The sequence below is a fragment of the Ruegeria arenilitoris genome (assembly GCF_013031355.1).
Classification (GTDB): Bacteria; Pseudomonadota; Alphaproteobacteria; order Rhodobacterales; family Rhodobacteraceae; genus Ruegeria; species Ruegeria arenilitoris_C.
This window is the reverse complement of sequence record NZ_WPZO01000004.1, coordinates 32150-58764: the sequence shown is the minus strand read 5'-3', so window position 1 is coordinate 58764 and position 26615 is coordinate 32150. Positions and strand designations below refer to the sequence as shown.

The 26615-nt window shown below is 60.9% G+C and carries 27 protein-coding genes; 21 read left to right on the top strand and 6 right to left on the bottom strand.

Annotated features, from left to right (window positions below; translation table 11 throughout):
* Nucleotides 1-43 precede the first annotated feature (43 nt).
* A complete protein-coding gene (locus tag GOX63_RS11275) occupies nt 44-1261 on the top strand; it encodes a COG4223 family protein (protein WP_170545759.1) in 1218 nt (405 codons plus the stop codon).
* A gap of 10 nt (nt 1262-1271) precedes the next feature.
* The gene (locus GOX63_RS11270; RefSeq protein WP_254435937.1) at nt 1272-2816 is read left to right on the top strand and encodes a heme biosynthesis protein HemY; all 1545 of its coding nucleotides are present in this window, start codon (nt 1272-1274) and stop codon (nt 2814-2816) included.
* On the opposite strand, the gene GOX63_RS11265 is transcribed toward GOX63_RS11270, so the two are convergent.
* The 3 genes from GOX63_RS11265 to GOX63_RS11255 are packed head-to-tail and all read right to left on the bottom strand — an operon-like array spanning nt 2813 to nt 5899.
* A complete protein-coding gene (locus GOX63_RS11265) occupies nt 2813-3847 on the bottom strand; it encodes an ABC transporter substrate-binding protein (RefSeq protein WP_170326077.1) in 1035 nt (344 codons plus the stop codon). The genes GOX63_RS11270 and GOX63_RS11265 overlap by 4 nt on opposite strands.
* The gene (locus GOX63_RS11260; protein ID WP_170326076.1) at nt 3844-5235 is read right to left on the bottom strand and encodes a sensor histidine kinase; all 1392 of its coding nucleotides are present in this window, start codon (nt 5233-5235) and stop codon (nt 3844-3846) included. Before GOX63_RS11260 ends, GOX63_RS11265 begins: the two co-directional genes overlap by 4 nt.
* Nucleotides 5228-5899 (bottom strand): response regulator transcription factor, encoded by a 672-nt coding sequence (locus tag GOX63_RS11255; RefSeq protein WP_170326075.1) that lies wholly within the window; start codon nt 5897-5899, stop codon nt 5228-5230. The genes GOX63_RS11260 and GOX63_RS11255 overlap by 8 nt, the downstream gene beginning before the upstream one ends.
* Nucleotides 5900-6048: 149 nt before the next feature.
* Between GOX63_RS11255 and GOX63_RS11250 the strand changes: the two genes are divergently transcribed.
* The 4 genes from GOX63_RS11250 to GOX63_RS11235 all read left to right on the top strand — a co-directional run bounded on the left by GOX63_RS11250 (nt 6049) and on the right by GOX63_RS11235 (nt 9634).
* Nucleotides 6049-7017, top strand: coding sequence for a Bug family tripartite tricarboxylate transporter substrate binding protein (locus GOX63_RS11250; RefSeq protein ID WP_170326074.1), 969 nt, complete (start codon nt 6049-6051; stop codon nt 7015-7017).
* A gap of 70 nt (nt 7018-7087) precedes the next feature.
* Nucleotides 7088-7519 carry a tripartite tricarboxylate transporter TctB family protein gene (locus GOX63_RS11245; RefSeq protein WP_170326073.1) on the top strand — a complete coding sequence of 144 codons (432 nt, stop codon included), beginning with the start codon at nt 7088-7090 and terminating at the stop codon, nt 7517-7519.
* 10 nt (nt 7520-7529) lie between these two features.
* Nucleotides 7530-9068 carry a tripartite tricarboxylate transporter permease gene (locus tag GOX63_RS11240; RefSeq protein ID WP_170326072.1) on the top strand — a complete coding sequence of 513 codons (1539 nt, stop codon included), beginning with the start codon at nt 7530-7532 and terminating at the stop codon, nt 9066-9068.
* A gap of 113 nt (nt 9069-9181) precedes the next feature.
* The gene (locus GOX63_RS11235) at nt 9182-9634 is read left to right on the top strand and encodes an SRPBCC family protein (protein WP_170326071.1); all 453 of its coding nucleotides are present in this window, start codon (nt 9182-9184) and stop codon (nt 9632-9634) included.
* A gap of 20 nt (nt 9635-9654) precedes the next feature.
* Here the strand turns inward: GOX63_RS11235 and GOX63_RS11230 are convergent, their stop codons facing one another.
* A complete protein-coding gene (locus GOX63_RS11230; protein WP_170326070.1) occupies nt 9655-10524 on the bottom strand; it encodes an amidohydrolase family protein in 870 nt (289 codons plus the stop codon).
* Nucleotides 10521-11522, bottom strand: coding sequence for an ester cyclase (locus GOX63_RS11225; protein WP_367647203.1), 1002 nt, complete (start codon nt 11520-11522; stop codon nt 10521-10523). Before GOX63_RS11225 ends, GOX63_RS11230 begins: the two co-directional genes overlap by 4 nt.
* A gap of 160 nt (nt 11523-11682) precedes the next feature.
* On the opposite strand from GOX63_RS11225, the gene GOX63_RS11220 reads away from it, so the two are divergent.
* The 15 genes from GOX63_RS11220 to GOX63_RS11150 all read left to right on the top strand — a co-directional run bounded on the left by GOX63_RS11220 (nt 11683) and on the right by GOX63_RS11150 (nt 26341).
* Nucleotides 11683-12756, top strand: a complete 1074-nt coding sequence (locus GOX63_RS11220) for an ABC transporter ATP-binding protein (protein ID WP_170326068.1) — start codon at nt 11683-11685, stop codon at nt 12754-12756.
* Nucleotides 12757-12804: 48 nt separating this feature from the next.
* On the top strand, nt 12805-14016 hold the full coding sequence (locus GOX63_RS11215) for an ABC transporter substrate-binding protein (protein ID WP_170326067.1): 1212 nt from the start codon (nt 12805-12807) through the stop codon (nt 14014-14016).
* Between the two features lie 72 nt (nt 14017-14088).
* The gene (locus GOX63_RS11210) at nt 14089-15111 is read left to right on the top strand and encodes a carbohydrate ABC transporter permease (protein WP_170326066.1); all 1023 of its coding nucleotides are present in this window, start codon (nt 14089-14091) and stop codon (nt 15109-15111) included.
* 1 nt (nt 15112) lies between these two features.
* Complete coding sequence (locus tag GOX63_RS11205; protein WP_170326065.1) at nt 15113-16267, top strand: carbohydrate ABC transporter permease; 1155 nt, start codon at nt 15113-15115, stop codon at nt 16265-16267.
* 126 nt (nt 16268-16393) lie between these two features.
* Nucleotides 16394-16921 carry an ester cyclase gene (locus tag GOX63_RS11200; RefSeq protein ID WP_170326064.1) on the top strand — a complete coding sequence of 176 codons (528 nt, stop codon included), beginning with the start codon at nt 16394-16396 and terminating at the stop codon, nt 16919-16921.
* Nucleotides 16922-16935: 14 nt separating this feature from the next.
* Nucleotides 16936-18267, top strand: a complete 1332-nt coding sequence (gene hisD, locus GOX63_RS11195) for a histidinol dehydrogenase (protein WP_170326063.1) — start codon at nt 16936-16938, stop codon at nt 18265-18267.
* Nucleotides 18264-19316: an ester cyclase gene (locus tag GOX63_RS11190; protein WP_170326062.1), complete on the top strand. Its 1053-nt coding sequence runs from the start codon at nt 18264-18266 to the stop codon at nt 19314-19316. The genes hisD and GOX63_RS11190 overlap by 4 nt, the downstream gene beginning before the upstream one ends.
* Entirely contained in the window at nt 19316-20080 is a 765-nt protein-coding gene (locus tag GOX63_RS11185; RefSeq protein WP_170326061.1) for an SDR family NAD(P)-dependent oxidoreductase, read from the top strand. Before GOX63_RS11190 ends, GOX63_RS11185 begins: the two co-directional genes overlap by 1 nt.
* Complete coding sequence (locus tag GOX63_RS11180) at nt 20080-21123, top strand: LacI family DNA-binding transcriptional regulator (protein ID WP_170545754.1); 1044 nt, start codon at nt 20080-20082, stop codon at nt 21121-21123. The genes GOX63_RS11185 and GOX63_RS11180 overlap by 1 nt, the downstream gene beginning before the upstream one ends.
* Nucleotides 21120-22109, top strand: a complete 990-nt coding sequence (locus tag GOX63_RS11175) for an ester cyclase (RefSeq protein ID WP_170326059.1) — start codon at nt 21120-21122, stop codon at nt 22107-22109. Before GOX63_RS11180 ends, GOX63_RS11175 begins: the two co-directional genes overlap by 4 nt.
* A 154-nt stretch (nt 22110-22263) precedes the next feature.
* Nucleotides 22264-23223, top strand: coding sequence for a cupin (locus GOX63_RS11170; RefSeq protein WP_170326058.1), 960 nt, complete (start codon nt 22264-22266; stop codon nt 23221-23223).
* Nucleotides 23220-23822 carry a class I SAM-dependent DNA methyltransferase gene (locus tag GOX63_RS11165; RefSeq protein WP_170326057.1) on the top strand — a complete coding sequence of 201 codons (603 nt, stop codon included), beginning with the start codon at nt 23220-23222 and terminating at the stop codon, nt 23820-23822. Before GOX63_RS11170 ends, GOX63_RS11165 begins: the two co-directional genes overlap by 4 nt.
* A gap of 10 nt (nt 23823-23832) precedes the next feature.
* Nucleotides 23833-24957, top strand: a complete 1125-nt coding sequence (locus tag GOX63_RS11160; RefSeq protein ID WP_170326056.1) for a cobalamin-independent methionine synthase II family protein — start codon at nt 23833-23835, stop codon at nt 24955-24957.
* On the top strand, nt 24954-25649 hold the full coding sequence (locus GOX63_RS11155; protein ID WP_170326055.1) for an alpha/beta fold hydrolase: 696 nt from the start codon (nt 24954-24956) through the stop codon (nt 25647-25649). The genes GOX63_RS11160 and GOX63_RS11155 overlap by 4 nt, the downstream gene beginning before the upstream one ends.
* A complete protein-coding gene (locus tag GOX63_RS11150; protein ID WP_170326054.1) occupies nt 25646-26341 on the top strand; it encodes an RraA family protein in 696 nt (231 codons plus the stop codon). Before GOX63_RS11155 ends, GOX63_RS11150 begins: the two co-directional genes overlap by 4 nt.
* Before the next feature lie 52 nt (nt 26342-26393).
* Here the strand turns inward: GOX63_RS11150 and GOX63_RS11145 are convergent, their stop codons facing one another.
* Nucleotides 26394-26582: a hypothetical protein gene (locus GOX63_RS11145; protein WP_170326053.1), complete on the bottom strand. Its 189-nt coding sequence runs from the start codon at nt 26580-26582 to the stop codon at nt 26394-26396.
* Between the last annotated feature and the right edge of the window lie 33 nt (nt 26583-26615).

Genomic DNA, 26615 nt, shown 5'->3' with positions numbered 1-26615 from the left:
CTGTTATTCATGTGAAATTGGATTCGATAAGGGGAACGTTGCGGTGGCTGGTAAGAAGAAATCCGATCAAAAGCCGGTGGAAGACCCCAAGTCCGAGGAGACGGTCGAATTCACCTCGCAGCGGGAAGAGCCGCCTGTTGACTCAGACGTACCTGTAGAAGAGGCGCTTTCCGAAGCCGAAGCCGAAGCCGAAGCCGAAGCCGAAGCCGAAGCCGAAGCCGAAGCCGAAGCCGAACAAGTTGTGGAAGAGCCCGTCGCGGCGGTCGCAGACATTCCAGCCGAACCTGAACAGGAAAAGCGTAGCGGCTTTGTGCCGGCCCTGCTGGGCGGTGTGCTTGCGGCCGGGATCGGGTTTGCTGCGGGCAGCGCGGGTTTCTTCGGGTCTGGTGAATCCGACGGACTTGCAGCGCTTGAGGCGAAGCTCAATGAACAGTCCAGCCAGATCGAGGCACTGACGAAATCCTTGGCCGACAGTTCAGACAGTTCCGATGTGGACAGCAAAATCGCTGCCCTGACCGATCAGATCACGCCAATGGGCGCGGAATTGGATGCGGTGAAATCCGGTCTCGACGGGCTGGCGGGCAAGATCGACCCTCTGGCCAGCCGCCTGAGCGATCTGGAAAGCGGTGCGCTGACGCAAGGCGCCTCGCCTGAGGCCTCGGCCGCGTTTGAGGCCGAACTGAAGAAACTGCAGGACTCGCTTGCCGCGCAGCGGGCCGAGGTCGAGAAAATGGTCTCGGATGCACAGGCGCTTGAGGCGCAGGCCGCCGCCAAAGCGCAGGCGGCCACAAATGCATCAATCCTGTCTCAGGTGCACAGCCAACTGGACGCGGGACAGCCCTATAGTGATCTGGTGGCCGAACTGACGGCTGGCGGCGTGACCGTACCCGATGCTCTGTCAGCCCCGGCAAAAGAAGGCGTTGCCACCTTGGACACTCTGCGGAGTTCCTTCGCGCCTGCGGCCCGAACCGCGCTGGCCGATGCGCGGGATGCAGACAATGCCACGGGTCTGGTCGCATTCCTGCAACGCCAGACCGGCGCGCGCTCGGTCACCCCGCAAGAGGGCGACAGCCCCGACGCGGTCCTGTCGCGGGCCGAGGCTGCGCTGGCGGGTGGTGATGTTGCTGCCGCGCTGAGCGAACTCAAATCTCTGCCCGATGCGGCCAAGGCGGCACTGGCGGATTGGGAACAGACGGCCCAGACGCGGTTGGCTGCCGTGGACGCCGCAAATGCGCTGCAATCCAGCGTAAACTCGAACTGAAGGACCTGCCATGCTGTGGTCATTGTTAAAGATCCTTGTTTTTGTAGCGATTATCGGCCTACTGGCCATGGGCGCCATGTTCCTGATGGAAACCAGTGGCGGCGTGCAGATCACGGCGTGGGGTCAGGAATTCACGCTGGGACCCCTGCAATCGGTGATCGCGCTGGGCGTGCTGGTTGTCCTGATCTGGGTGTTCTTCAAGCTGCTGACGCTGCTGATCGCGACTCTGAAGTTCCTCAACGGGGATGAAACCGCCCTGTCGCGCTATTTCGACCGCAGTCGCGAAAAGCGGGGCTATCAGGCGCTGTCCGATGGTCTGATGGCACTGGCCTCGGGCGAGGGGCGCGTGGCCATGAACAAGGCGTACAAGGCCGAAAAGCTGCTGAACAAGCCCGAGTTGACCAACCTGTTGGTGGCACAGGCGGCCGAGATGAACGGTGACACCAAAAAGGCGTCCGAGACCTACAAGAAGCTGGTCACGAACAACGCCACGCGCTTTGTCGGTGTGCGCGGTATCATGAAACAGAAACTGGCCGAGGGCGATGACGATACCGCTCGCAAGCTGGCTGAAAAGGCGCTGGCGATCAAACCGCGCCATGCCGAGACGCAGGACATTCTGCTGGGTCTGCAGACCAAATCGCAGGACTGGGCCGGCGCGCGCTCGACCCTGACCGCCAAGCTGAAGGCCGGTCACCTGCCGCGCGACGTGTTCAAGCGCCGCGATGCGGTTCTGGCCCTGTCGGAGGCCAAGGATATTCTGGCCGAAGGCGCAACGGTCGAACAGCAGGAACACGCGATCGAAGCCAACCGCCTGTCGCCCGATCTGGTGCCTGCCGCCGCCATGGCCGCGCGGGCCTATATCGAAAAGGGCAAGCCGCGCGCCGCGACCAAAATCCTGAAAAAAGCCTGGGAGGTGCAGCCGCACCCCGATCTGGCCCATGCCTTTGCCGAGATTGCACCCGATGAAACGCCCGAGGCGCGGATCAAACGCTTCACGGCGTTGACCCGTATCCACCCGGAAAACCCCGAAACCCGCTTGATCCTGGCCGAGCTGAACATCGTGGCCGAGGATTTCCCCGAAGCCCGCCGGGCGTTGGGCGATGTGGTGGAAAAACAGGCTGACGCGCGCGCCTATACGCTAATGGCGGCGATTGAACGGGGCGAGGGTGCCTCGGACGCGGTGGTGCAGGGTTGGCTGGCCAAGGCACTGAACGCGCCGCGCGGGCCGCAATGGGTCTGCGACAACTGCCACGACATTCAACCCGAATGGGCGCCGGTCTGTCAGAACTGCGGCAGCTTTGACACGCTCAGCTGGCAAACCCCGCAAACACCCGAGATCGCAACGGCCACCGGCGTTCACATGCTGCCGCTGATCGTCGGCGCGCTTGAGGACAAACCCGAGCCAGAACCCGAACCCGAGCCGGAACCCGAAATCGAAGAGGTCGAGGAAACGGTCGAGCCCGAGGTCATCGAGATGGAGGCGGAACCTGTCCGGCCCGATGTCGAACCGGCGGTCAATGCCGAGGGAGAACCGGTGGTCGAGAAACAGGCCTAGCGCGCGGTTTCCACATCAAAGGCATCGTTCCACAGTTTGAACAGCTCTGCCCGGCGGTTCTGGTCCCGTGCGACCAGCAACGCCGGGGACAGCGCGATAAAGCGGCGGGCACTGGGCGTCAGGCCGGTCTCGGCCGCGTCCATCTGGGCCACAAGCCCCGAAGCCGCCAGCAGGTTTTGCGCCTCGGGTGACAGCAGGAAATCCAGAAACCCGGTCGCGGCATCCTTGTTGGCCGCCTGAGCCGGAATCATAAGGGCGCGGGACAGGACCAGCGTGTAATCTTCGGGCAGGATTACGCCCACGCCCGGCGCGTCAGCATTGGCGACGTAAGATCCCAGAACGTTATAGGCGATCAGGAACCGCCCCTCGGCCACGTCGCGGATGATCTCGGAGGAACAGCAGGTTGCCACAGCGTCGATGCGGGCGAAGCCTTCGATCAGGGAACCAAAGGTCGTGGCTTCAAGACTGTCACCATAGGCGAAAAGATACCCCAGACCCGAGGCGGCGATATCGTAAGTGGCCACCCGGCCCCGCAGCAGATCGGGCTGCGTGCGCATCGCGTCCAGCAGGGCAAAGCGGTTGCGAGGCACGAGCTGATCGTCCAGCAACTCCTTGTTATAGGCGATGACCGCAGGTTCGGTGGTTATGCCCCACAACTCATCCCGCCAGCGCCGTGCGTCCGGCAGGGCCTCGGTTTGGGATGAACGATAGCGGTGGGCACAGGCGGAATTGACCAGCCACACCATCTGCTGAATGGCCGAGGAAAACACCACATCGGCAGGGTTCTGACCGCCCTTACAGACCGTGCGGCTGTGCTGAAACAGCGCGTTCGAGCCCCATTGTTCGTAGGTTATCACCAGATCGGGGTTCAGCTCGGCAAAGCGTTCCAGAACCGGGGCAATGATGGCGATATCGGTGGTCGAGCGGATCAACATCGGGTCATTGCCGCCTCCGAAGCTGGCCGTGGCTTCTTGCGCGCGCAGAGCGCTGGGCAGGGCAAACAGAAGACAGATCAAAAATATGCGGATCATTCCATCCCCCTAGTGGCCGGAAAGCTGAGTGCCGCGCGAAACCCGGTATCGTCGCGGTTCATTTCAACCTTGCCGTCAAAAGCCTCGGCAGTGGATTTCACGATCGACAGGCCCAGCCCGGTGCTGTCCTCGCCCGAGCCGGTGGTACGATTGAACCGGTCCCCGATGTTATCGGCGACGGGCGTGGCGGGGCCGAGACCGTGATCGCGCACCCACAGAATGGCACGGTTGCCTTCCTGCGTTGCGCCAATGCTGACCGGAGGGTCGCCGTGCCGCAGCGCATTGCCCAGCAGGTTCTTTGCGGCCTCACCAAGGGAAAAGGCATCGGCATTCACCAGCACCGGGGTTTCGCCGATCTCCAGCCGCACCTCGACACCGGGCGCGACCAGTTCGTGATCGCTCTGTTCCAGCACGTCCAGCGCCACCTCACGCAGATCAACGGGGCGGCGCGGGGCGCTGTCGATGCGGTGGATCACCATGGCGCGGGACAGTAGCTGATCCAGCAGGGTGCCCAGTGACCGCGTGCGCCTGAGCAACCTGTCCAAGGCGCGTGCGCGGGCCGGGGGATCGGGGTCGTCCTGAGCGATTTCGGCCTGTACCCGGATGGCGGCGACCGGGGTGCGCAGCTGATGGGCAGTGTCGGCGATCAGGTTGCGCATCGTGTCCACCTGCCGGTCGAGCCGCCCCATGAAGCGGTTCATCGCGGTCAGCATCACCTGCAGCTCACGCGGCAGGCCATCGCTGGTCATCGGTGTCAGGTCATACGGATCGCGGCGGGTGAGATCGTCGGACAGTGCTTCAAGCGGGCGCAGGGCGGAACGGGTGACAAACCACGACATGATCAGCAGCAAAATCCCTGCACCGGCCATCGGCAGCAGCGCATCACGCATCAGCCCGGCGGTCATCATCTTGCGTGCGCGCAGGGTCTGGCCGACCAGCACTTCAACCTCGCCTGAAAACTCCCGTTCGGCAAACAGGCGGGCCACGCGGACAAAGCGGGCGGGTTCCCCGTTCAGGTCGGCGGTGAAGTAGAAGGGCGCGGTGCCGGGTTGCTGTGGAACCTCGATCACCGTGTCGCGATCCAGCCCGGTGATGAACGGTCCGCCGGGTACCTGCACCGCATAGAAAATACGGTCATCCGGCGCCTGCGCCAGCAGTTGAAAGGCCGAGACAGGCAAGTCCACAAACGGCTCGCCATCCTGAATGCGCACGGATTCGGCGATATCGGTGGCCGCACCCAGCAGCAGCCGGTCATAGGCCTGTCGCGCCGCCAAGCGGCCATTGGCCCAGATCGACAACGCCACCAGGCAGCCGCCGAGGATCAGGATCAGCATCACTGCGCTCAGAACCCGCGCCGTCAGGCTGTGGGGCAGGTGCAGCCTAGCCATCCAGACCGATCCGATATCCCACCCCGCGTTGGGTGGTGATGCTGACCACGCTGCCGGTAAATTTCTTGCGCAGGCGGGCGATATACAGCTCAATCGCGTTCTCGCCTACATCCGCATCCTCGAACCCGTAAAGCGAGTCATAGAGACGCGTTTTTGACAGAAATTGTCCCTCATGCCGGATCAACGCGTCCAGTACGGCGGCCTCGCGGGCGGTCAGGTTCAGACGCTTGCCCTCCAGTGTGGCGCTGCGGTCCTTAGGGGCGTAGATCAGCGGCCCCAGCGTGATCTGTTCGCTTTTGCGGTCGGCATCGCGACGGACGAGGGCGCGCAGGCGGGCTTCAAGCTCGCGCTGATCGAAAGGCTTGCCCAGATAATCGTCGGCACCCTTGTCCAAGGCGGCCACGCGATCCTCGACCGAGGTCAGAGCGGTCAACATCAGCACCGGCGTGCGGTCGCCTGACGCGCGGATTTTGCCAAGGAAATTCAAACCGGACCCGTCCGGCAGATTGATGTCCAACAGCATGGCGTCATAGCTTTGTACCGCGCGGAAATCGCGGGCGGATTCCACGGTGGTCGCCAGATCACACACCACACCGGAACGGGCCAGATGGGCCACGACGCCCTCGGCCAGGTCCTCGGCATCTTCGATCATCAAAACGCGCATGACCCCTCCCAAAGTCGGACGCCGGAACCGTGACAGGTTCGTGACAGCATTATTCGGTAAACAGATACGACCTGCAAGGACACGCGCCTGCGGGGATCGGTTTCGGTTGCTGAAATGCGGCCCAAAAAAGACCCAAGGAGGAGACACGAATGAAACTGTTTGGAACCAGTGGCGCAATTGCGGCTGCTGTCTTTGCCCTGTCCGGCGTTGCGGCCAGCGCACAGGAATGTATTGCCCCGGCCAACCCCGGTGGCGGCTGGGATTTCACCTGCCGCCAGGTGGGTAAATCGCTGCAGGATCTGGGCCTGATCGACCAGACCATGCAGGTAGTGAACCTTGCCGGTGGCGGCGGTGGTGTGGCCTTTGCCGAAGTGGTGAACAAGCGTGGTGAGGATAACGAGCTGATCGTTGCCGCCAGTGCCGCCACCGCAACCCGTCTGGCGCAAGGCGCCTATCCGGGCAACACCATGGATCAGGTCCGCTGGCTGGCCGCCATCGGTGCGGATTATGGCGTGATCGCAGTGGCCGCCGACAGCGCGGTCAACACCCTGCCCGAACTGCTGGACCAGATCAAAGCCGATCCGGCGTCGGTGTCGGTTGCAGGCGGGTCCGCCGTGGGGGGCTGGGACCACCTGAAGGTGCTGATTGCGGCCAACGCCTATGGCATCGACGATGTTCGGGCCGTCAAATACATCGCCTTTGACGGTGGTGGTGAGGCCGTGACCCAGCTGCTGGCGGGTTCAGTTCAGGCCTTCACTGGCGACATTTCCGAGGCCAAGGGTTTCGTGGATTCCGGTGACATCAAGGTGATCGCGGTTCTGGCACCCGACCGCCTGCCGGGTGAGTTTGCCGATTTCCCGACCGCCAAGGAGCAGGGCGTTGACGCTATCGGCGCAAACTGGCGCGGCTTCTACGCTCCGGGCGGCATGACCGATGAGGCTTATGGCGATTGGGTCGGCAAGATCGGTGACCTCTACGCCTCGGACGAATGGAAAGAGGTGATGGCCGCCAATGGTCTGGCCCCGCTGGACCTGCAGGGCGCTGCCTTCCAGGACTTCGTCGCTGAATCCGTGGGTCAGATCCAGACGATCTCGAAAGAGATCGGGATCATCAAATAACCACTCACAGCGATCCGGGCACCATGCCGTGCCCGGATCCACCCATTTACCCGAACAATAGGAGACACCGATGAGTGACCGCATCTTCGGGGTCGTCGGACTGCTACTCGCCATCGGATTTGCCTTTTCCGCATTGGCGATCGAGGAGAGCTTTCTGTCCGATGCCGTCGGACCCAAAGCCTTCCCCCTGATCATCGCCGCCATTCTGGGCCTGTCGAGCATCGTCATCGCCCTGCGCCCGGATACCGAACCGGAATGGCCCACGCTGGGCCGACTGGTCGAGGTCGGCTCCGCCGTGGTCATGATGATCCTTTACGCCGAGCTGCTGCCGGAAATCGGCTTTGTCATCGCCACCGCCTTTGCCGCCACCTATCTGGCCTGGCGTCTGGGCTCTGGCCCGATCGAAAGCGTGCTTGTAGGCATCGGCACATCCGTCGGCATCTACGTCATCTTCCATCTGGTTCTGGGCCTGTCGCTGGCCCGTGGCCCGCTGGGGTTCTGAGGAATAGGACATGGAAACTCTTGCATCCCTCGGAGACGGTTTCGCCATCGCGTTGACATGGCAGAACCTGATGCTGGCCCTGCTGGGCTGTTTTCTGGGCACGATCATGGGCGCGTTGCCCGGTCTTGGCCCGTCAAATGGCGTGGCCATCCTGATCCCGCTGGCCTTTACGCTGGGGCTGGGGGCGACGCCATCGCTGATCCTGCTGACCAGTGTCTATTACGGGGCAATGTATGGGGGTCGGATATCTTCGATCCTGCTTAATATCCCCGGGGACGAGCCCGCTATGATGACCTGTCTGGACGGGCATCCCATGGCGAAAAAGGGGTTCGCAGGCGAGGCGCTGTCGCTGTCCGGTATCGCATCGTTCGTTGGTGCGTTTCTGGCGACATGGGGCCTGATCTTTCTTGCGCCGCAGCTGGTGAAGATCGCGCTGCTGTTCGGACCGGCCGAATATTTTGCCCTGTTCGCGCTGGCCTTCATGACGCTGGGCGGTGTGTCCTCGACTAACCAAGCCAAATCCGCCTTCGCCGCCGCGCTGGGCCTTGGCTTGGCGACCATCGGTGTGGATACCCAGACCGGCGTGCCACGTTTCACCTTTGGCGAGGTGCATTTGTATGACGGTCTCGATTTCCTTGTCGCGATCGTCGGCCTGTTTGCCCTGTCCGAAGTGTTCATTTTCCTAGAACACCGCCATGGCGGATCGGATGCCGAAGGCCGCAAGCTGAATATCGGTCGCCTCTATCCGCCGATGTCGATGGTCAAGAAATGCACGCCGACCATGCTGCGTACCTCGTTCCTTGGCTTTATCGCTGGGGTTCTGCCGGGCGCCGGGGCGTCTTTGGGCTCGTTCATCTCCTACTCGATGGAGAAACGGCTGGTCGACAAGGAAAACACCTTCGGCACCGGTGACCCACGGGGCGTGGCTGCGCCTGAGGCTGGTAACAACGCCGCTGCGGGCGGAGCCTTGGTACCGATGCTGGCGCTGGGCGTGCCGGGATCGGGAACCACGGCCGTGTTGCTTGCGGTCCTGCTGGCGCTGAACATCACACCCGGTCCGCTGTTGTTCACGCAGAACCCTGATGTGGTCTGGGGCCTGATCGCGGCGCTGTTCATCGCCAACTTCATGCTGCTGGCGATGAACATCCCGATGGTGGGGCTGTTCACCCGTGTCCTCATGATCCCCTCGCGTATCCTGATGCCGATCGTGGCGATGGTCAGCTTTGTGGGCATCTACGGCATCTCGGGGTCGAGCTTTGATTTGCTGGTGATGATCGGGTTCGGCGTGATGGGCTGGGTCCTGCGTAAGCTGGACGTGCCGCTGGTGCCGATCATCCTTGGCACGCTGCTGGGCAACTCGATGGAGAACAATCTGCGCCGTGCGGTAACCATCGACAACGGCAACTGGTGGACCCTGATCGACAGCCCGCTGTCCATCGCGCTGTGGTCCATCGCCATCATCGGCTTTGTCCTGCCCTTGATCGTGGGCGCACGGGTCAAGGCCAAGATGCACCAGCGCCGGGATGAGGAAGGCGCGATCAGCGACTGATAAACCAGGCGCCGCCGGTCGGGGATCGGCGGCGCCGAAACAGACTCTGGAAAGATGCGCCGGAACCTGTAACTTTGCTGAACTAGGCAAGTCACTGATCAAAGGAAGCGCGCATGGACCTGAGTGATGAAATCCGCATCTCGGCACCGCGGGATGTCGTGTATCAAGCCCTGAACAACCCTGAGATCCTGAAGGAGTGCATTCCAGGCTGCGAGGAGCTGACTCAGAATGCGCCCGATGAGCTTGCGGCCAAGGTTGTCCTCAAGATCGGCCCGGTCAAAGCCAAGTTCGCCGGAGAAGTCACACTGGACACCTCAAACGCCCCAGACGGGTTTTCCCTGTCCGGCGAAGGCAAGGGCGGGGCGGCGGGTTTTGCCAAAGGCGGGGCCGACGTGACGCTGACCGAAGACGGGGATGAGACGGTGCTGTCTTATACCGCCAAGGTCGATGTCGGCGGCAAGATCGCCCAGTTGGGCAGCCGTCTGATCTCGGGCACCGCCAAAAAGCTGTCGGGCAAGTTCTTCACCCGGTTTGGCGAGATCGTGTCTGAGCAATCGGTGTCCTGACCATCAGGACACCCAGCCCTTCACATGTGATAGAATTGCTGCGCGGTGCGCCCGAAGACCTGATCGTGGTCTGCTTCGGGCACCAGGGCTTTGTGTCTGGCAATCAGGTCCGCGTAATTGGATGACAGGCTGTCGACCGGAAAATTAGACCCAAACATGCACCGATCAGGTCCGAATTGGGTCAGGCAGGTCTCGACGATGGGTCTGACGCTGTCGGCGCTCCAATTGTGATCGAACATGCCGAGGCCCGAGAGTTTGCAGGTGACTTGCGGCAGTGTCGCAAGCGCTTGCAGCGCCTTGGCCCAGCCTTCCAGTCCCTGTTCGGATCGGTCATGCGGCGACCCGGCATGACACAGCGCCACTTGGGTTGCTGGTGCCTGATCCAGAACGGCGGCGGTTCGTTCCATCAGTTCGGGCAACAATTGCAGGTCAAAGGACAGACCACGATCGCCAAGTTGTTTCAGCCCGGCCAGAAACTTGGGGTTGTCCAGCAGGTCATTGGTGCCCGACAGCTGATCCTCACCCGGGGCGCGGCCGATGATCTGGCGCACGCCACGCAGCGAGGGCAGGGTTTGCAACCGCTCCAGTTGTTCGGTCAGGTCATCCGCGGCCAGGTCACAAAAGGCGACCTGCACCAGCGGCCAGTCGGGATATTGGTCGGCGACGGACTGCACCCATTGCGCCTCGGCCCATGGATCGGCGGCGCCGACCTGAATGTGGACTGAGGTAGTAAACCCGGCGGCCTCGGCATCTTTGCGGAATTCAGGCAGCAGATAGTCGCGCTGAATCGGAGAGGGGTCGCCAAAGAACCGCACCGCGCCCTTTTCCATCAGCCACGGATAGTTCACTGCGTTCAGGTCCCACAGGTGGTGATGTGCATCGATCCTCATGGTGCTTCAATCCCTGTTGTGCGGGGCAGAATATCGACACCCTGCTGTTTCCAGAAATGCAGAAGGTCGATGAAAATCCAGTTCTCGGCCAGCTTATCCCCCGCGCGTCGGTAGATGTCGATCACCCGGAACTCGCCGGGCTTGCCGGTGGCGGGCATGCCCATGAAGCCACCCGTCGGAACAGCAGTGAAATTGGGCCAGCCGAAGAAGCCGCCGTAATGCCCCTCGGCCAGGCGGCAGATATGTTTGGTCTTGGAGCGGTCAGCGAACCCGGCGCGGAACGGGCCGGAATGCTGCTTGGCATAGCGTTCGATCGTGTAGGTGGCACCGATCCCTTCGGGGCCCCACCAGATCATGTCGTCATGCCATGTGCGGGCCAATTCGTCTTCCAGCGACAGGCCACTGTTCCACTGACCAAGGTCCGAGATCATGGCGTTGATCGCTGCCAGTGTCTTGCGGCCTTCTTCCTCGGGCTGGTCCTCATACAGCAGACCATCATGGGTCAAGGGGCCGGGCTGGATCAGATGGGCTGCGGTTTGCGGCGGAAACGGGTTTTGCCCCGCCTGCACCATCAGATGCGGGATGTCGAAATACATCGCCGTCTCGGCAATCTTGCCGTCCGCGATCCGATGAAACTCGCAATAGCGCAGAAAGGCCATCTTGCCGGTGGGGCGAATCCCCAGCCATGGGGCATCGAACAAGCCCATCAGATGGCCCATAGACACCACCCAGACATCCGCGCCCGGTTCCAGAGAGTTGGTGCCCGCGAAAAACACATCCTGACGGCGTTGCATCCGTTTCAGGCTGGACTTCAGCGGCTGCCAGAATGTCCGCGCCACCGAGTCTGCACCGGTGATTTCATCGAACGGATGAAAGCCGCGCCACAGCAAATCGTCGGCACAGAACTGCCCAAAGACGTCAGGCAGATTCGTTTCGCTTGATGAGTCGAGGGCCTCGTAGAACGAGGAGACGAGTGTTTTTTCTTCCTGAAAGCTCACGTTTGCACCGTTTCGTTGATGGCTTGCTTTGGATTTAAGCGATTGAGGATCGCGGGTTAAGGGTTTTTTGCATACGTATGCAAAAAAGTCTTGCCAGAAATGATTACTGAAGAATACAGTTTTGCAAACGTATGCAAAGCGAATCCTTGCAGGGGGCACCATGGCGGAAATTCAACTGCGCAACGTCGGCAAACGCTGGGGCAACTTTGTCGGGGTTCACAATTTCGACCTGACCATCGCGGATCGCGAGTTTCTGGTGCTTCTGGGCCCGTCAGGCTGCGGCAAGACCACCACGATGCGGATGATCGCGGGTCTGGAAGACGTCACCGAGGGTGAAATTCTGGTCGATGGCAAGGTGGTCAATGACCTTGAGCCCAAGGACCGCGACGTTGCGATGGTGTTCCAGAGCTACGCGCTCTACCCGAACATGAACGTCTACGAGAACATCCGCTTTCCGTTGAAAGTGCGCGGCATCGATCCGGCAACTCATGATGAAAAGGTGCGCCGTGCCAGCGCGATGGTTGAGTTGGACGAGTTCCTGCACCGCAAGCCCGCCGAACTGTCCGGTGGTCAGCGGCAGCGTGTGGCACTGGCCCGGGCCATTGTCCGCGAACCCAACGTGTTCCTGATGGATGAACCGCTGTCCAACCTCGACGCCAAGCTGCGGGTCTCGACCCGAGCGCAGATCAAAAACCTCAGCCACGAGCTGGCGGTGACTACCATCTATGTGACCCACGACCAGATCGAAGCCATGACCCTGGCCGATCGCGTTGTGGTCATGAAGAAAGGTGTGGTTCAACAGGTCGGCAGCCCGACCGAGATTTATGACCGCCCCGCGAACACCTTCGTGGCCAGCTTCATCGGTTCACCGGCGATGAACCTGATGGACGGTCAGGTCTCAGCCGGCGTGTTCCGTTCCGAACATGTTGAGATTCCGGTCGATGCGCCGGATGGCCCGATGACGCTGGGCTTCCGCGCCGAGGATGCCAGCCTTGCCGAAGGGCAGGGTCAGATCACAGCACCGATCTACACGCTGGAGCTGCTGGGCGACGCGACCATGATCTCGGTCCGGGTCGGTGGTGCACTGGTGTCGGTCAAGGCCGACAAAGCCTTCCGCGCCGAAATTGGCGAGATGGTCTCGTTCTCGGTGCCAACGGAAATCTGTCACCTCTTTGAAGCTGAAAGCGGTGCGCGGATCGGGGAGCAATCCCACAAACAGCCCATTCGGGCATAACAGCGGTCCGGACGTCGACGACGGACCGATCCTGACAGGGAGAAACGCATGAAACTCAAATCACTCTTCATGGCAGGCGCCATGTCCCTCGCAGCAACCGGCGTATGGGCCGAATGTGCGTATGAAAACGAAGTGCCACTGAAATCGCTTTCGGCTGGTTTCGAGGCCTGGAAAGCCGTCACCGACGCGATGGCCGAGTGCGGCAACTTCAGCGCTTCGCTGGATCAGGAATTCCGCGAAAAGCAGCCCGAGGCCTTTGCAGCGAACCCCTCGCTGTATCAGATCGGTGGCGTTGCCAACGAAACCATGATCCCGCTGCTGAACGCAGGCTCGCTGCGTCCGCTGGATGATCTGGTCGAGAAATATGGTCAGGATCTGCTGCCGAACCAGCTGATCAAGGTGGACGGCAAGGTTATGGCGATTGCCATGATGGTGAACGCGCAGCACCTGATGTATCGCAACGACGTTCTGGCAGATCTGGGCATCGAAGAGCCCAAGACCTATGACGACGTTCTGGCCGCTGCTGCCAAGATCAAAGAAGCCGGCGTCATGGAGTACCCGATCGGCGGGACCTTCAAGACAGGTTGGAACCTGGCTCAGGAATTCGTCAACATGTACATGGGCGAAGGCGGTCAGTTCTTTGGCGAAGGCAACATGCCCTCGATCAACAACGAACAGGGCGTCAAGGCGCTTGAGACCATGAAAGCGATGACCGAATTCATGGACCCTGAATATCTGGTATCCGACTCGACCTATGTTCAACAGCAGTTCCAACAGGGCAAGATCGCGATGGCGAACCTGTGGGCCAGCCGTGCCGCGGCGATGAACGACGAAGCCGAAAGCCAGGTTGTCGGCAAGGTTACCATGGCATCGGCGCCGATGGGTGCGGCTGCGCCTTCGACCACCATCTGGTGGGATGGTGTCGTTCTGGCTGCAAACATGAGCGACGAAGAAGCGGATGCCGCGTTCCGTCTGGTCATGGAAGGCATCGACGGTGACATGGTCAGCGCCAACAACGACGTCGCTGTCTGGCTGAGCCCCGCTTATACGCCGGGTGAACTGGCAGCCGGTGCCGCAGCGTCGGCAGAAAACGGTGCCAAGGCGTATCCTGCGTCGGCCCCGATGGGCGTTCTGCACAGTGCGCTGGGTAATGGTCTGGCCGACTATCTGACCGGTGTAAAAGACGCATCGACCACTCTGGCCGATATCGAAGCCGCTTATCTGACTGCTGCGAAAGAAGCAGGTCTGGTCAACAACTGATCCTCCCGGGGGGAGGGCTCCGGCCCTCCCATCCCCTCCTGATCCCTCGAGAACCATGAGAAAGGCAGAGCCATGAATTTCCGGACATTTGCCGCCTTTGTTGGCCCCTCTGTCTTTATGATGCTTCTCTTCATCGCTTTCCCGCTGGTCAGCGTGTTCAAGCAGAGCTTTTACATCACCCAGCCGATCTATGAGACGGTCGAGGTGGAAACCTGCACCCCCGGTTTCCTGACCCAGACCTGTGTGACCGAGCTGAAATCGCAACCGAAGCTGGACGAACACGGCGAGGTCATCACCCAGACCCAATATGTGGGACTGCAAAGCTATCGCAACGTCCTGGAACCCGAACGGGCCTGGCGTGCGATCAGCGAAGGCAGCCTGAGTGTTCTGTCCACCATCAACTTCTGGAAGGCGCTGCGGTTTACCCTGACATTCACGCTGATCACGCTGCCTTTGGTGATCGTCTGCGGGTTGGGCATTGCGGTTCTGATCAACAACGCGGCGCGAGCGATCCGCGGGCCGGTGATCTTTATCTCGCTGCTGCCCTTCATCATCACGCCGGTGATCGGGGTGCTGTCGATCAACTGGCTGTTCCGCGGTGACGGTATCCTGACCGCGCTGCTGGAATGGTGGCTGAACCGCGATATCGCCCTGTTTGCACAGGCGTGGACGATCGAGATCCTGATGATGCTCTACCGCGTGTGGCACGTCGCACCCTTTGCTGCCATCGTGTTCTACGCCGGTCTGCAAACCGTCAATCAGGACAGTCTGGAAAGTGCGGTGATCGACGGTGCCACCCGCTGGCAGCGAATGAAATACATCGTCATCCCGCACCTGATGCCGCTGATCATCTTTGTATCGATGATCCACCTGATGGACGCCTATCGCGTGTTCGAAGAAATCGTCGGTTTCTCGAGCCAGGGCTATGTCATCTCGCTGCAGTGGCTGACGTATGACTTCCTGGTACCCGATCAGGCCGGAAACCGGTCGATCAGTCGGGCCTCGGCCAGTGCCATGCTGACCATGATCGGCATCGTCATCCTGCTTATCCTTCCGCTGCGCCGGACATGGCGCGATCACAAAGGGGGTCACTGATATGTCCTCACGCGCGCTTCGCCAACCGTTCAGCCTGCGACTGACATCCAACGTCTTCCTGGTCTTCTGGTGCCTGGTCGCCGCCTTCCCGATCTTCTGGATCGCGGTGATGAGCTTCAAATCCCCCGTGGATGCTTTTGACAGTAACGCGCTGAATGTGATCTTCGGGCCTGCGACTCTGGCCAAGGGCAACGGTCTGTCGCTGCTGGATATCATTCTGGGCATCGCGGTGATCTGGGGCACGATCATCGTGGCGACCAAGACCTTGCCCTCGATGGTCAAATCCTATTCCAAACCCGGTCAGGAATGGATCGGCTGGATCATCGGAATTCTGGCCGTCGCCGTGGGCTTTCTGGTGGTGTTCTTCGTGATCCTGCCTGCGATCCTTGGCGTGCTGAACCCGCTCTTTGGTCCCTTGGGCCGGGACGTTCTGGGCCTGACGACCGAACATTACAAAACCGTCTGGATTGATCGCGGTTTCTCGGACAACTTCCGCAACTCGCTGATCGTGACCACCGGGGTTGTGACCGTGTCGCTGACGGTTGGGACGCTGGCGGGCTATGGTCTGGCGCGCTCGGGGTCGACCTTCGCGTTCTGGATTCTGATCGTGGCGCTGGTGTTCCGCGCTCTGCCGCACTCTGTTCTGGTGGCGGGCTACCTGCCGGTCTTCATCAACTCGGCCGAATGGTTGAGCCCGATCCTGGGCGACAATGCCCCGACGCTGTACGGCAAGCCGTTTGCGGTGATTGCGGTTCTGGTTGCGATCAACCAGCCCTTTACCATCTGGATGCTGCGCTCGTTCTTCCAGAACATCCCGTCTGAGCTGGATGAGGCCGCCCGCGTTGATGGCTGCAGCCACTTCCAGGCCTTCCGCCGTGTCATCATGCCGGTGATGTGGCCGGGTGTGATTACCACGGGACTGTTCAGCTTCTTGCTGGCCTATAACGACTTTCTGGTGACCTCACTGCTGCTGGACGCGCAGAACCAGACCATGGTTCCGGCCATTGTCGGCATGTTCAACCGCGAAACCACCACGACCGATCAGGTTGTCGCCGTGGCTGCCGCCGTGTCGATCACTGCGCCGCTGATCTTCCTTGTTCTGATCTTCCAGCGCCAGATCGTCAGCGGTCTGACAGCCGGGGCGGTGAAAGGCTGATGAGCAGTCGGTCGCGCAACAGTGCAGTATCGCGCCATCCGGCGCTGAACAGGATGCCGAGGGACTTTTTGTGATGGCGGGTCAGTGACCCCCTCACACACTCTTGCGATCTGAAAGGATAGAAAAATGAAAGGTTCCCGTCCCGAACAAGCGGTCCTGACCCGCGACACGGACATGAGCAAAACCAAAGACACCCGCCGCGTGATCGAAACTATGGTTGATGGTCTGAACGACCACCGTATTGACGACATCGGCGAGTTCTTCTCGGAAGGGTTCCGTTGGCTGGGCAACCAGGGCTGTGGCACCAAGACAGGTCTGAAAGAGTTTCAGGACAACTGGCAGCGCCCGTTTCAGGCTGCGTTCTCGGACAAGACCTGCATTGATGAGGCCCGCCTGTACATGGGTGAATGGGCTGCGGCGTTCGGTCGTCAGGAAGCCACCCATTCCGGCGAGTTTCTGGGCATTGCGCCCACCGGCAAGCGGGTCGAGATCCGCTACATGGACTTCTGGAAAGTGGTTGATGGCAAGATCGTCGACAACTGGGTGAATGTCGATTTCGCCCATGTCGCTGCACAGCTGGGTGTCGATATCTTCAACGGTGAAGGCTGGGAAGCCTATGACCGTGGTGAGAAAACTGCTCCTCGTCCTGAATAAAAAGGGTTTAGACAATGGCAATTGAGTATCTCAAACGCGGTAAGTCTGACGCCGACCGGGCAGAGGATGACGCCAAGACCCGCGCCGTGGTGGAAGCCACTCTGAAAGACATCGAAACCCGTGGCGATGCCGCCGTGCGCGAGCTGAGCGAGAAGTTCGACAATTACTCGCCCGCCTCGTTCCGGCTGTCGCAGCAAGAGATCGACGACCTGATCGGTCAGCTGACCGAGCGCGAGCTGGCAGACATCAAGTTCGCGCAGGAACAAGTGCGCAACTTCGCGCAGGCGCAACGCGATTCCATGCTGGATATCGAGGTCGAAACCCTGCCGGGTGTGATCCTGGGTCACAAGAACATCCCCGTTCAGTCGGTTGGCTGCTATGTCCCCGGCGGCAAATTCCCGATGGTGGCCTCGGCGCATATGTCCGTGGCCACAGCCTCGGTCGCAGGTGTTCCGCGCATCATCGCCTGCACCCCTCCGTTCAACGGCAAGCCCAATGCGGCTGTGATTGCAGCAATGCATCTGGGCGGCGCGCATGAGATTTATGTCATGGGCGGCATTCAGGCCATCGGCGCCATGGCGATCGGAACCGAGACCATCAACCCGGTTCACATGCTGGTTGGCCCCGGTAATGCGTTCGTTGCTGAAGCCAAGCGCCAGCTGTTCGGTCGCGTGGGTATCGACCTGTTCGCCGGTCCGACCGAAACCATGGTCATCGCCGATGAAACCGCAGCCGATGCCGAGCTGTGCGCCACCGACCTGCTGGGTCAGGCCGAGCATGGCTATAACAGCCCCTGCGTTCTGCTGACCAACTCGCGCAAACTGGCCGAGGAAACTCTGGCCGAGGTTGACCGTATTCTGGGCATTCTGCCGACGGCTGGCACCGCGAAAGTGTCTTGGGATGAGTATGGCGAAGTGATTGTCTGCGACACCTATGACGAGATGTTGCAGGTCGCCGACGACATCGCGTCCGAGCATGTTCAGGTCATGACCGACCGCGACGACTGGTTCCTTGAGAACATGACTTGCTATGGCGCGCTGTTCCTTGGTCCGCGCACCAATGTTTCCAACGGGGACAAAGTGATCGGCACCAACCACACGCTGCCGACCAAGAAAGCAGGTCGCTATACCGGTGGTCTGTGGGTTGGTAAGTATCTGAAAACGCACAGCTATCAAAAGGTTCTGACCGATGAGGCGGCGACGCTGATCGGCGAATATGGCTCGCGCCTGTGTATGCTCGAAGGCTTTGTAGGCCATGCCGAGCAATGCAACATCCGCGTGCGCCGCTATGGCGGGATCAATGTACCTTACGGTGAGCCTGCGCCTTATCGGGACGCCGCTGAATGAGTGACAAGCACACACACCACAAATCGCTGATCGCGCCGCTTCGGGCGGCGATGTACGACTTCAGCGAGGACGGTGTGCGTCGGGCGCTGGCAGATGTCAGCGCCCCTGACGCTGTTTTCAGGCTGTGCCATCCCTTTGGCGACAGCACCGGCAGCGACGCGTATTACGATACCGCCTACAAAGACCTGCTGTCCGCCTGGCCCGATCTGGAACGGCGCGACTATATCGTCATGGCTGGTCCGGATGAACATGGGGCCGATTGGGTCGGATGTGGCGGCTATTACACCGGCACCTTCACCGGGCCATGGCTGGATATCCCGCCGACCGGCCATCAGGTGACCATGCGGTTCCACGAATTCTACCGTTTTGAAGACGGCAAAGTGGTCGAGATGCAGGCCCTGTGGGACATCCCCGAGGTAATGATGCAGGCGAATGCCTGGCCGATGGCGCCCAGCCTGGGTCGCGAATGGCATGTGCCCGGACCGGCGACGCAGGACGGTTTCGTGCCGGGCCCCTATGATGCGGCCAAGGGGCAGACGGCCTGTCAGCACATCATCGACATGCTTGAACATCTGAAGAAGCACCCCTCGCAAGGCGGGCCGGAGGTGATGGAGCCCGAGCGGTTCTGGCATCCGCGCATGAATTGGTACGGCCCGGCGGGCATCGGCACCGGGCGCGGGTTTTCCGGGTTCCGCAACTGGCACCAGATTCCGTTCCTCAACGGCATGCCGGATCGTGGGCAATATATCGACGACATCACCTATCACTTCTTCGGGGATGGTGACTATGCCGCCGTGACCGGCTGGCCCAACATGATTCAGACCGTGACCCATGATGGCTGGATGGGGATCGCGCCCTCGGGCAAGCGGATCACCATGCGAAGCCTCGATTTCTGGCGGGTCGAGAACGGCAAGATCCGCGAAAACTGGGTACTGGTCGATCTTCTGGACGCGTATCGTCAGCTTGGCGTTGACGTTTTCGCCCGACTGCGGGAATTCAATAAGGCCCGCAACATGGGGCGTATCAATATCCCGGATGGAATGAGCTGATGAGTGATCTGCCCCGCACCCCTTCGTTTTCTCTGGCGGGCAAGACCGCCCTTGTCACCGGCGCGTCCTCGGGCATCGGGCAGGGTTGTGCCGTAGCTCTGGCCGAAGCGGGAGCGCATGTGGTCTGTGCCGCACGTGGGGCGGATCGTTTGAACGAAACGGTTGCGGCGTTTCAGGCGCAGGGCTGGTCGGCCGAGGCCGCCGTGGTGGATCAGGGCGATCTTGAAGCGCTACGCGGATTGTTTGACGACCGCGTCTTTGATGTGGTGGTGAACTCGGCCGGAACCGCGCGTCATGGTCCGGCGGTTGAGACCACGCCCGAAGATTTCGACGCGGTTACGAACGTCAACCTGCGCTCGGCCTATTTCCTGTCGTCTTATGCGGCCAAGGCGTTGATGGCAGCGGGCAAGCCGGGGTCGATCATCCATATCTCAAGCCAGATGGGTCATGTCGGCGGTGTTGACCGGGCGCTTTATTGTGCGACCAAACACGGGCTGGAGGGTATGGTCAAAGCCATGGCTATCGAATGGGGTAAACAGCGTATTCGTATCAACACGGTGTGTCCGACCTTCATCCGCACGCCTTTGACCCAATCCACCTTCGAAAACCCCGAACGGGCCGCCTGGATCATGGAAAAGATCAAGCTGGACCGGGTGGGCGAGGTCGAGGACATCATGGGCGCGGTGACCTACCTGGCCTCGGACGCCTCGGCGCTGGTCACGGGTACTTCGATGTTGATTGACGGAGGATGGACGGCAGACTGATGGCTGAAAAAGTCACCTCTCTTCAAGTTGCTCAACTGGCCGGTGTCAGCCAATCGGCGGTCAGCCGGGTGTTTACGCCCGGCGCGTCGGTCAGCAAGAAGACCGAGGAAAAGGTTCGCAAGGCCGCGGCCGAACTGGGCTATCGCCCCAATGTTCTGGCCCGCGCGATGGTGTCGGGGAAAAGCCGGATCATCGGTTTGGTGGTCGGGTACCTCGACAATTACTTCTACCCTGAAGCGCTTGAGAAACTCTCGAACGCGTTGCAGGAAAAGGGATACCACGTCCTGATCTTCATGGCCTCACGGACTGCCGGAAACATCGAAGACGTAATGGCGGAAATCCTCGACTATCAGGTGGATGGCGTCATTCTGGCCTCGGTCGCGATGTCGTCGGAAATTGCGACACGATGCCAGCAGGCCGGTGTACCTGTCGTGCTGTTCAACCGCAGTCAGGATATCGAAGGCATCACCTCGGTCACGTCCGACAACTTTGTCGGCGGGCGCAAGGTGGCCGAGTTTCTTTTAGCCGGTGGGCACGAGCGCATCGGCTATATCGCCGGCTGGCAGGGTGCCTCGACCCAGCGCGACCGCGAGGCGGGGTTCCGCGCCGGACTAAGCGAAGGTGGTCAGAGCCTGTTTGCGCATGAAATTGGCGACTTTCACACGGAAACGGCGCGTGCGGCGGCGCGGCGTATGTTTGACGTCGCGCCCGACATGCGTCCGGATGCGGTGTTGGTAGCCAACGACCACATGGCGCTGGCGGTGATGGATGTGATCCGCTTTGAATTGGGCCTGCGCGTGCCCGAGGACGTGTCGGTCGTGGGCTATGACGATGTGCCGCCCGCCGCGTGGCCTGCCTATAACCTGACGACGATCCGACAACGCGCCAATCTCATGGTGGCGGAAACCGTCACCGCCTTGCTTGAACATATCGACACCCCGGCAACGGCAAAATCGCGCAAAGTGGCCATTGACGGGCCGCTGGTCGTGCGGACCTCGGCCCGGTTGCCCAAAGGGTGGAACCCACAAAGGACAGAGACATGAAAGGCTTCGATCCGAAGTTTCGGGATTTTCCGGACTACATCATCGGGATTACCAAAGAGATCTGGGAAGACAGGGGGATTTCCACCCTGCACGACTATTATGGTGAGGATATTGTTGTCCGCTCGCCCGGGTCTGTTGTGCTGGGCAACCAGAATGTCATTGGCGCAACAATGGCCACACTGGCTGAATTTCCCGACCGTCAGCTATTGGGCGAGGACGTGATCTGGTCCGGTACACCGGAAGAGGGAATGCTCAGCTCGCACCGGATCATCTCGACCGCGACGCATCTGGCCGAAGGGGTTTACGGCAAGCCCACCGGAACCAAGCTGCGGTACAGGATTCTGGCGGATTGTCATGCGATCAACAACAAGATCGACGATGAATGGCTGATCCGGGATCAGGGTGCGATTGTCAGGCAGATGGGCTGGGATCCAAAGGAATACGCCGCCGACCTGATTGCGCGCGAAGGCGGGCCGGAAAACTGTGTCAGACCGCTGACTCCGGCAATTGACGTCGAAGGCCCTTACAAGGGCCGCGGAAACGACAATGAATGGGGGCAGCGTCATGCCGATCTGCTGACCCGGTTGATGAACGCGGATATGGGCGCGGTCGAACGTGACTATGACCGGGCCGTGCAGTCCGAATACCCGGGTGGCGTCACCGGACACGGGTGGGACTCGGTGGATCGGTTCTGGATGTCGTTGCGTGCGGCACTGCCCAATGCGACCTTCACCATCCATCACCAGATCGGGCGCGATGATCCGAATATGCCGCCCCGTTCGGCAATCCGCTGGAGCCTGCACGGAAAGCATGACGGCTGGGGCGCATTTGGTAAGCCAACCGGCGCCGATGTTTATGTGCTGGGCATCAGCCACGCTGAATGGGGTGAGTTGATCGGCGGTGACATCAAGCTGCGCCGTGAATGGACCCTGTTCGACGAAACTTCGGTCTGGAAGCAGATTATCCTGGCGACCGGGGACGTGTAATGCCCTTGGTGCCTGCCCCTCTGGATACCAGCGAAGGGAGCCGGCGGTATCACTGCCACCGGGCTTCTTTGCGGGCAAAGCGGCTGAACAACCGCCCTCCCGGGGCAACGGGCTAACCCGCCTGTTGCAACATCAAACCCGTTAGGAGACCAAAATGAGCACCATCCAAGAACGCATCGTCCGCTATGGCGAACTGCAACCCTGCAAAACAGCCTTTATCGACGCCCACACCCCGGGCAGCGATCAGAAAGAGAACTTTACCATCGTCGGCGGTGGCGTGTCGGAATCCCCCGATCAGCACGTCCACATCACCGACAAGATCGGCTTCAACATCGGCGCGGCGGGGCAACCTCCGAAATGCCGCAACTCTCTGCACAGCCACACCACGGCTGAAGTGTTCTTTGTCGCCAAGGGCCGCTGGCGGTTCTTCTGGGGCCGTTATGGTACGGCGGGTGAGTTCATTGCCGAAGAAGGCGATATCTTCAACATCCCCACAGGTATCTTCCGTGGGTTCGAGAACGTGGGCGACGACTACGGTATGATCATGTCGATCCTCGGCGGCGACGATGCTGGCGGCGGTGTGACATGGGCACCGCAGGTGATCGAAGACGCGCAGGCGCATGGCCTGATGCTGGGCGACAATGGTGTGCTGTATGACAGCAAAAAAGGTCAGGAGCTGCCGCACAACGTGCGCCCGATGCCTCTGCTGACCGAGGAAGAGCTGAAAGCCTACCCCGAGGTGCCGGTAGATGCCGTGATCGGCAAATACGTGGCGCGCTATTGGGACCTGATGGCGCTGGCGGCGGACAAACCCGCGCTGGTGATCGGTGAGACCGGTCTCATCAAGGATAAACCGGGTTTCGAGGTTGATTTCCTGACCCGTGGCTCTGCCCAGAATGATGCGGTCAAAGCCGAGAAACCTGTGGTTCTGATGCCGGCAAGCGGCCATTGGCGCATCACTGTTGATGGCTATTCGACCACCTTGTCCAATGGCGATACTGCGGTTGTCATGCCGGGTGAAACCTATACCGTCGCACCGTCCATGACCGGTCAGGCAGGTCTTTATCGTATCACGGCCACCGACGATCCTGCCGGTGCGACCTGGGTCGGATGACCGTCGATCCGGACGATACCCACGCCGTTTACGAACGGCAGGCCAGGGCCTATGACGAGCAACGCTCAAAGGCCCTGTTCGAAGCGCGCTGGCTGGCGCGCTTCACCGCCAGCCTGAAACCCGGCGATCACGTGCTGGATCTGGGCTGCGGCACGGGGGAACCCATTGCCCGCTGGTTCAAGGCCGAAGGCTTCGCCGTCACCGGCGTCGATTTCTCGGAAGCCATGCTTGAGATCGCCCGCAGCCGTTGGCCCGATGGCGACTGGTTGCAGGCAGACATGCGGGATTTCGAGCTGGATCAGAGGTTTGATGGCATCATCGCCTGGAACAGCTTTTTCCACCTGACAGCTGACGAGCAGAAGGCCTGTATCGCCCGCATGACGCGCCACCTGCGTCCAGGCGGGATGCTGATGCTGACCGTCGGCCCCAGCGCCGGAGAGGAGCAGGGAACCGTGGGCGGAGAGCTGGTCTATCACGCCTCTCTCTCGCCCGCAGCCTATGCCACCTGCCTTGAGGAAAACGGGATGATCCTGACCGGATTTCTGGCCAAGGACCCGGAAACCCAAAGCCACACCGTGCTGATGGCACGCAAGACATAACGGAGGTTCCATGACCGTAAAGACAACACATGTCGGGTCGCTGCCGCGCTCGCAAGAGGTGGTGGATTTCATCTTTGCCCGCGAACGCGAAGAACCTTTCGATCAGGCCGCTTTCGATGCGAGCATGGCCGCAGCCGTCTCCGAGACCGTGCGCAAACAGGTTGAGGCCGGGGTGGATATCGTCAGCGACGGTGAGACCTCGAAAATCTCCTACGCCACTTACGTCAAGGATCGTTACACCGGGTTCTCGGGTGACAGCCCGCGTAATGCGCCCGCCGATCTGAAGATGTTCCCCGGCTTCCTGCAACGTCTGGCTGACGACGGCGGCACGCCGCAATATGCCCGCCCGCAATGTACTGGCGAGGTCCGCTCCAAAGGGCAGGGTGAATTGGAGAAGGACATCGCCAACCTCAAGGCCGCGATGACGCAGCACGGGGCCGAGCGCGGGTTCATGAACGCCGCGTCCCCGGGTGTGATTTCGTTGTTCCTGCAGAACGATTTCTATCCCACGCGCGAGGCGTATCTGGCCGCGCTGGCGGACGCGATGAAGGACGAATACGAAACCATTGTGGCCGCCGGGCTGGAACTGCAACTGGATTGCCCCGACCTTGCGCTGTCGCGGCACATGCTGTTCACCGATCTGTCCGACGCGGAATTCGTCAAGATCGCCGATATGCATGTCGAGGCACTGAACCACGCGCTGCAGAACGTGCCGCAGGACCGCGTGCGCGTGCATATCTGCTGGGGCAATTACGAAGGTCCGCACTGCTGTGATATCGCCATGGACAAGGTGTTCACGACCCTGATGAACACAAAATCCCGCTATGTGCTGTTCGAAACCTCGAATCCGCGCCACGCGCATGAATGGACCGTATTCCGCGACCGCAAAGGTGAAATTCCGGACGACAAGGTTCTGGTGCCCGGCGTTGTCGACACCACGACGAATTTTGTCGAACACCCCGAGCTGGTTGCGCAGCGCGTCACGCGTTTCACCGATATCGTCGGCGTGGACCGTGTGATCGCGGGCAGTGATTGCGGTTTCGGCACCTTCGCGGGCTTTGGCGCGGTCGATCCCGACATTGCTTTTGCCAAGCTGTCCGCGCTGTCCGAGGGCGCGAAACTGGCCAACGCATGACGCCGCTGGTTCTTTTGCCCGGCATGATGTGCGACGCGCGGCTGTATCAGCCGCAGATTGCTGCGTTGTCCGGGTCCAGACCGTTGCTGACCTTTCCGCTGTCGACGCAGGACAGCGTGCTGGCAATGGCCGCCGATGTCCTGACGAACGCGCCGCCGGTCTTTGCTCTGGCAGGGCTGTCGATGGGCGGCATCGTCGCGATGGAGGTTGTGCGGCAAGCCCCCAACCGGGTCGAAAGGCTGGCCCTGCTGGACACTAACCCGCTGGCCGAAAAGCCCGAGGTCAAGGACCGGCGCGGCCCGCAGATGGAGGCCGTCCGCAAAGGGAAACTGCGGCAGGTGATGCGGGACGAGATGAAGCCCAACTACCTGGCCGACGGACCCAACCAGGGCGCCATTCTGGACCTGTGTATGGCGATGGCCGAGGATCTGGGCTCTGACGTGTTCCTACGCCAGTCCCGCGCTTTGATGGATCGCCCTGACCAGTCTGAAACCCTGAAAGCCTATGCCGGTTCATCGCTGGTTCTGTGCGGCCGCGAGGATGGCCTGTGCCCGGTCGAACGACACCAGCTCATGCACGATCTGCTGCCCAACAGCAGGTTTGAAGTCATCGAACAGGCCGGGCATCTGCCCACTCTGGAACAACCCAACGACACCACAGCGGCCCTGATCCGCTGGCTGGAGGCCACATGACACCGTCCCTTCTGACCCTATTGCGCAAGGTCGACACCCCCACCGTCTGCAACGCGATCGAGGTGGCGCAGGGCAGGCGCGGGTTCGACGCGTTCACCCGCGGCACCATGCTGTGCTCGGCCCCGTCCGAGCCTGCGATAGTGGGCTATGCCCGCACCGCCAAGATTGCCGCGGTACAACCGCCGTCTGAGTCGCCAGAGGTCATCCGGGAACGCCGCATGGCCTACTACAAGTATATGGCGGAAGGTCCCGCGCCCTCGGTCGCGGTGATCGAGGATGTCGATTTTCCCAACTGCATCGGTGCCTATTGGGGCGAGATCAACACCACCGTGCACAAAGGCTTTGGGATGTCGGGCGCCCTGACCAACGGCGTCATGCGCGACCTCGGCGATCTGCCTGAAGGCTTTCCTGTGGTTGCTGGGTCTGTCGGGCCCAGCCATGGCTTTGTCCACGTGCGCGAGATCGATACACCGGTGTCTGTCTTTGGTCTGACGGTCAACCCCGGTGATCTGATCCACGCTGACCGCCATGGCGCGCTGGTGGTGCCAGAGGATGTGGTCGATCAGCTCGAGGCCGCAATCCAGAAACTACTGACGACCGAGCGCATCGTCCTGGATGCCGCCACCCAGCCGGGCTTTGATTTTCAGGCTTTTCAATCGGCCTGGGAAAAGTTCGAAAAATCGCGGGTCTGAAACAGTCCCCGGTCATGGAATGATGCCGGAGCGCCGGGAGACCCGTCGTGGGTCACTTGCGCCCGGTCGGAAGGTCGCCGCTTTTTTCTTCCAGAACGGTTTGGAACAATGCGGTCAGTTCGGATTTGTTGACCGGGGAAACCGTGTGGCCCTTTGCCAAAACGGTTTTGTCGTCTTTCGAAGCGGTGCCCCGCACCGATCTGGCCGCTTTGAAGCGATTGAGAAATGTTTTGATCCGCACTGTCACTTTCCTCCAAAATCCCGGTCTTAAAAA

Excerpts from the sequence above, each read along its gene's own strand:
- GOX63_RS11205 (WP_170326065.1), top strand. The coding sequence starts at position 15,113 with ATGTCCTCACGCGCGCTTCGCCAACCGTTCAGCCTGCGACTGACATCC.
- GOX63_RS11230 (WP_170326070.1), bottom strand. The coding sequence starts at position 10,524 with ATGAGGATCGATGCACATCACCACCTGTGGGACCTGAACGCAGTGAAC.
- GOX63_RS11160 (WP_170326056.1), top strand. The coding sequence starts at position 23,833 with ATGACCGTAAAGACAACACATGTCGGGTCGCTGCCGCGCTCGCAAGAG.
- GOX63_RS11265 (WP_170326077.1), bottom strand. The coding sequence starts at position 3,847 with ATGATCCGCATATTTTTGATCTGTCTTCTGTTTGCCCTGCCCAGCGCT.
- GOX63_RS11245 (WP_170326073.1), top strand. The coding sequence starts at position 7,088 with ATGAGTGACCGCATCTTCGGGGTCGTCGGACTGCTACTCGCCATCGGA.
- GOX63_RS11210 (WP_170326066.1), top strand. The coding sequence starts at position 14,089 with ATGAATTTCCGGACATTTGCCGCCTTTGTTGGCCCCTCTGTCTTTATG.
- GOX63_RS11235 (WP_170326071.1), top strand. The coding sequence starts at position 9,182 with ATGGACCTGAGTGATGAAATCCGCATCTCGGCACCGCGGGATGTCGTG.
- GOX63_RS11185 (WP_170326061.1), top strand. The coding sequence starts at position 19,316 with ATGAGTGATCTGCCCCGCACCCCTTCGTTTTCTCTGGCGGGCAAGACC.
- GOX63_RS11215 (WP_170326067.1), top strand. The coding sequence starts at position 12,805 with ATGAAACTCAAATCACTCTTCATGGCAGGCGCCATGTCCCTCGCAGCA.
- GOX63_RS11180 (WP_170545754.1), top strand. The coding sequence starts at position 20,080 with ATGGCTGAAAAAGTCACCTCTCTTCAAGTTGCTCAACTGGCCGGTGTC.
- GOX63_RS11150 (WP_170326054.1), top strand. The coding sequence starts at position 25,646 with ATGACACCGTCCCTTCTGACCCTATTGCGCAAGGTCGACACCCCCACC.
- GOX63_RS11165 (WP_170326057.1), top strand. The coding sequence starts at position 23,220 with ATGACCGTCGATCCGGACGATACCCACGCCGTTTACGAACGGCAGGCC.
- GOX63_RS11240 (WP_170326072.1), top strand. The coding sequence starts at position 7,530 with ATGGAAACTCTTGCATCCCTCGGAGACGGTTTCGCCATCGCGTTGACA.
- GOX63_RS11170 (WP_170326058.1), top strand. The coding sequence starts at position 22,264 with ATGAGCACCATCCAAGAACGCATCGTCCGCTATGGCGAACTGCAACCC.
- GOX63_RS11270 (WP_254435937.1), top strand. The coding sequence starts at position 1,272 with ATGCTGTGGTCATTGTTAAAGATCCTTGTTTTTGTAGCGATTATCGGC.
- GOX63_RS11260 (WP_170326076.1), bottom strand. The coding sequence starts at position 5,235 with ATGGCTAGGCTGCACCTGCCCCACAGCCTGACGGCGCGGGTTCTGAGC.
- GOX63_RS11155 (WP_170326055.1), top strand. The coding sequence starts at position 24,954 with ATGACGCCGCTGGTTCTTTTGCCCGGCATGATGTGCGACGCGCGGCTG.
- GOX63_RS11190 (WP_170326062.1), top strand. The coding sequence starts at position 18,264 with ATGAGTGACAAGCACACACACCACAAATCGCTGATCGCGCCGCTTCGG.
- GOX63_RS11220 (WP_170326068.1), top strand. The coding sequence starts at position 11,683 with ATGGCGGAAATTCAACTGCGCAACGTCGGCAAACGCTGGGGCAACTTT.
- GOX63_RS11200 (WP_170326064.1), top strand. The coding sequence starts at position 16,394 with ATGAAAGGTTCCCGTCCCGAACAAGCGGTCCTGACCCGCGACACGGAC.
- GOX63_RS11255 (WP_170326075.1), bottom strand. The coding sequence starts at position 5,899 with ATGCGCGTTTTGATGATCGAAGATGCCGAGGACCTGGCCGAGGGCGTC.
- GOX63_RS11250 (WP_170326074.1), top strand. The coding sequence starts at position 6,049 with ATGAAACTGTTTGGAACCAGTGGCGCAATTGCGGCTGCTGTCTTTGCC.
- GOX63_RS11175 (WP_170326059.1), top strand. The coding sequence starts at position 21,120 with ATGAAAGGCTTCGATCCGAAGTTTCGGGATTTTCCGGACTACATCATC.
- hisD (WP_170326063.1), top strand. The coding sequence starts at position 16,936 with ATGGCAATTGAGTATCTCAAACGCGGTAAGTCTGACGCCGACCGGGCA.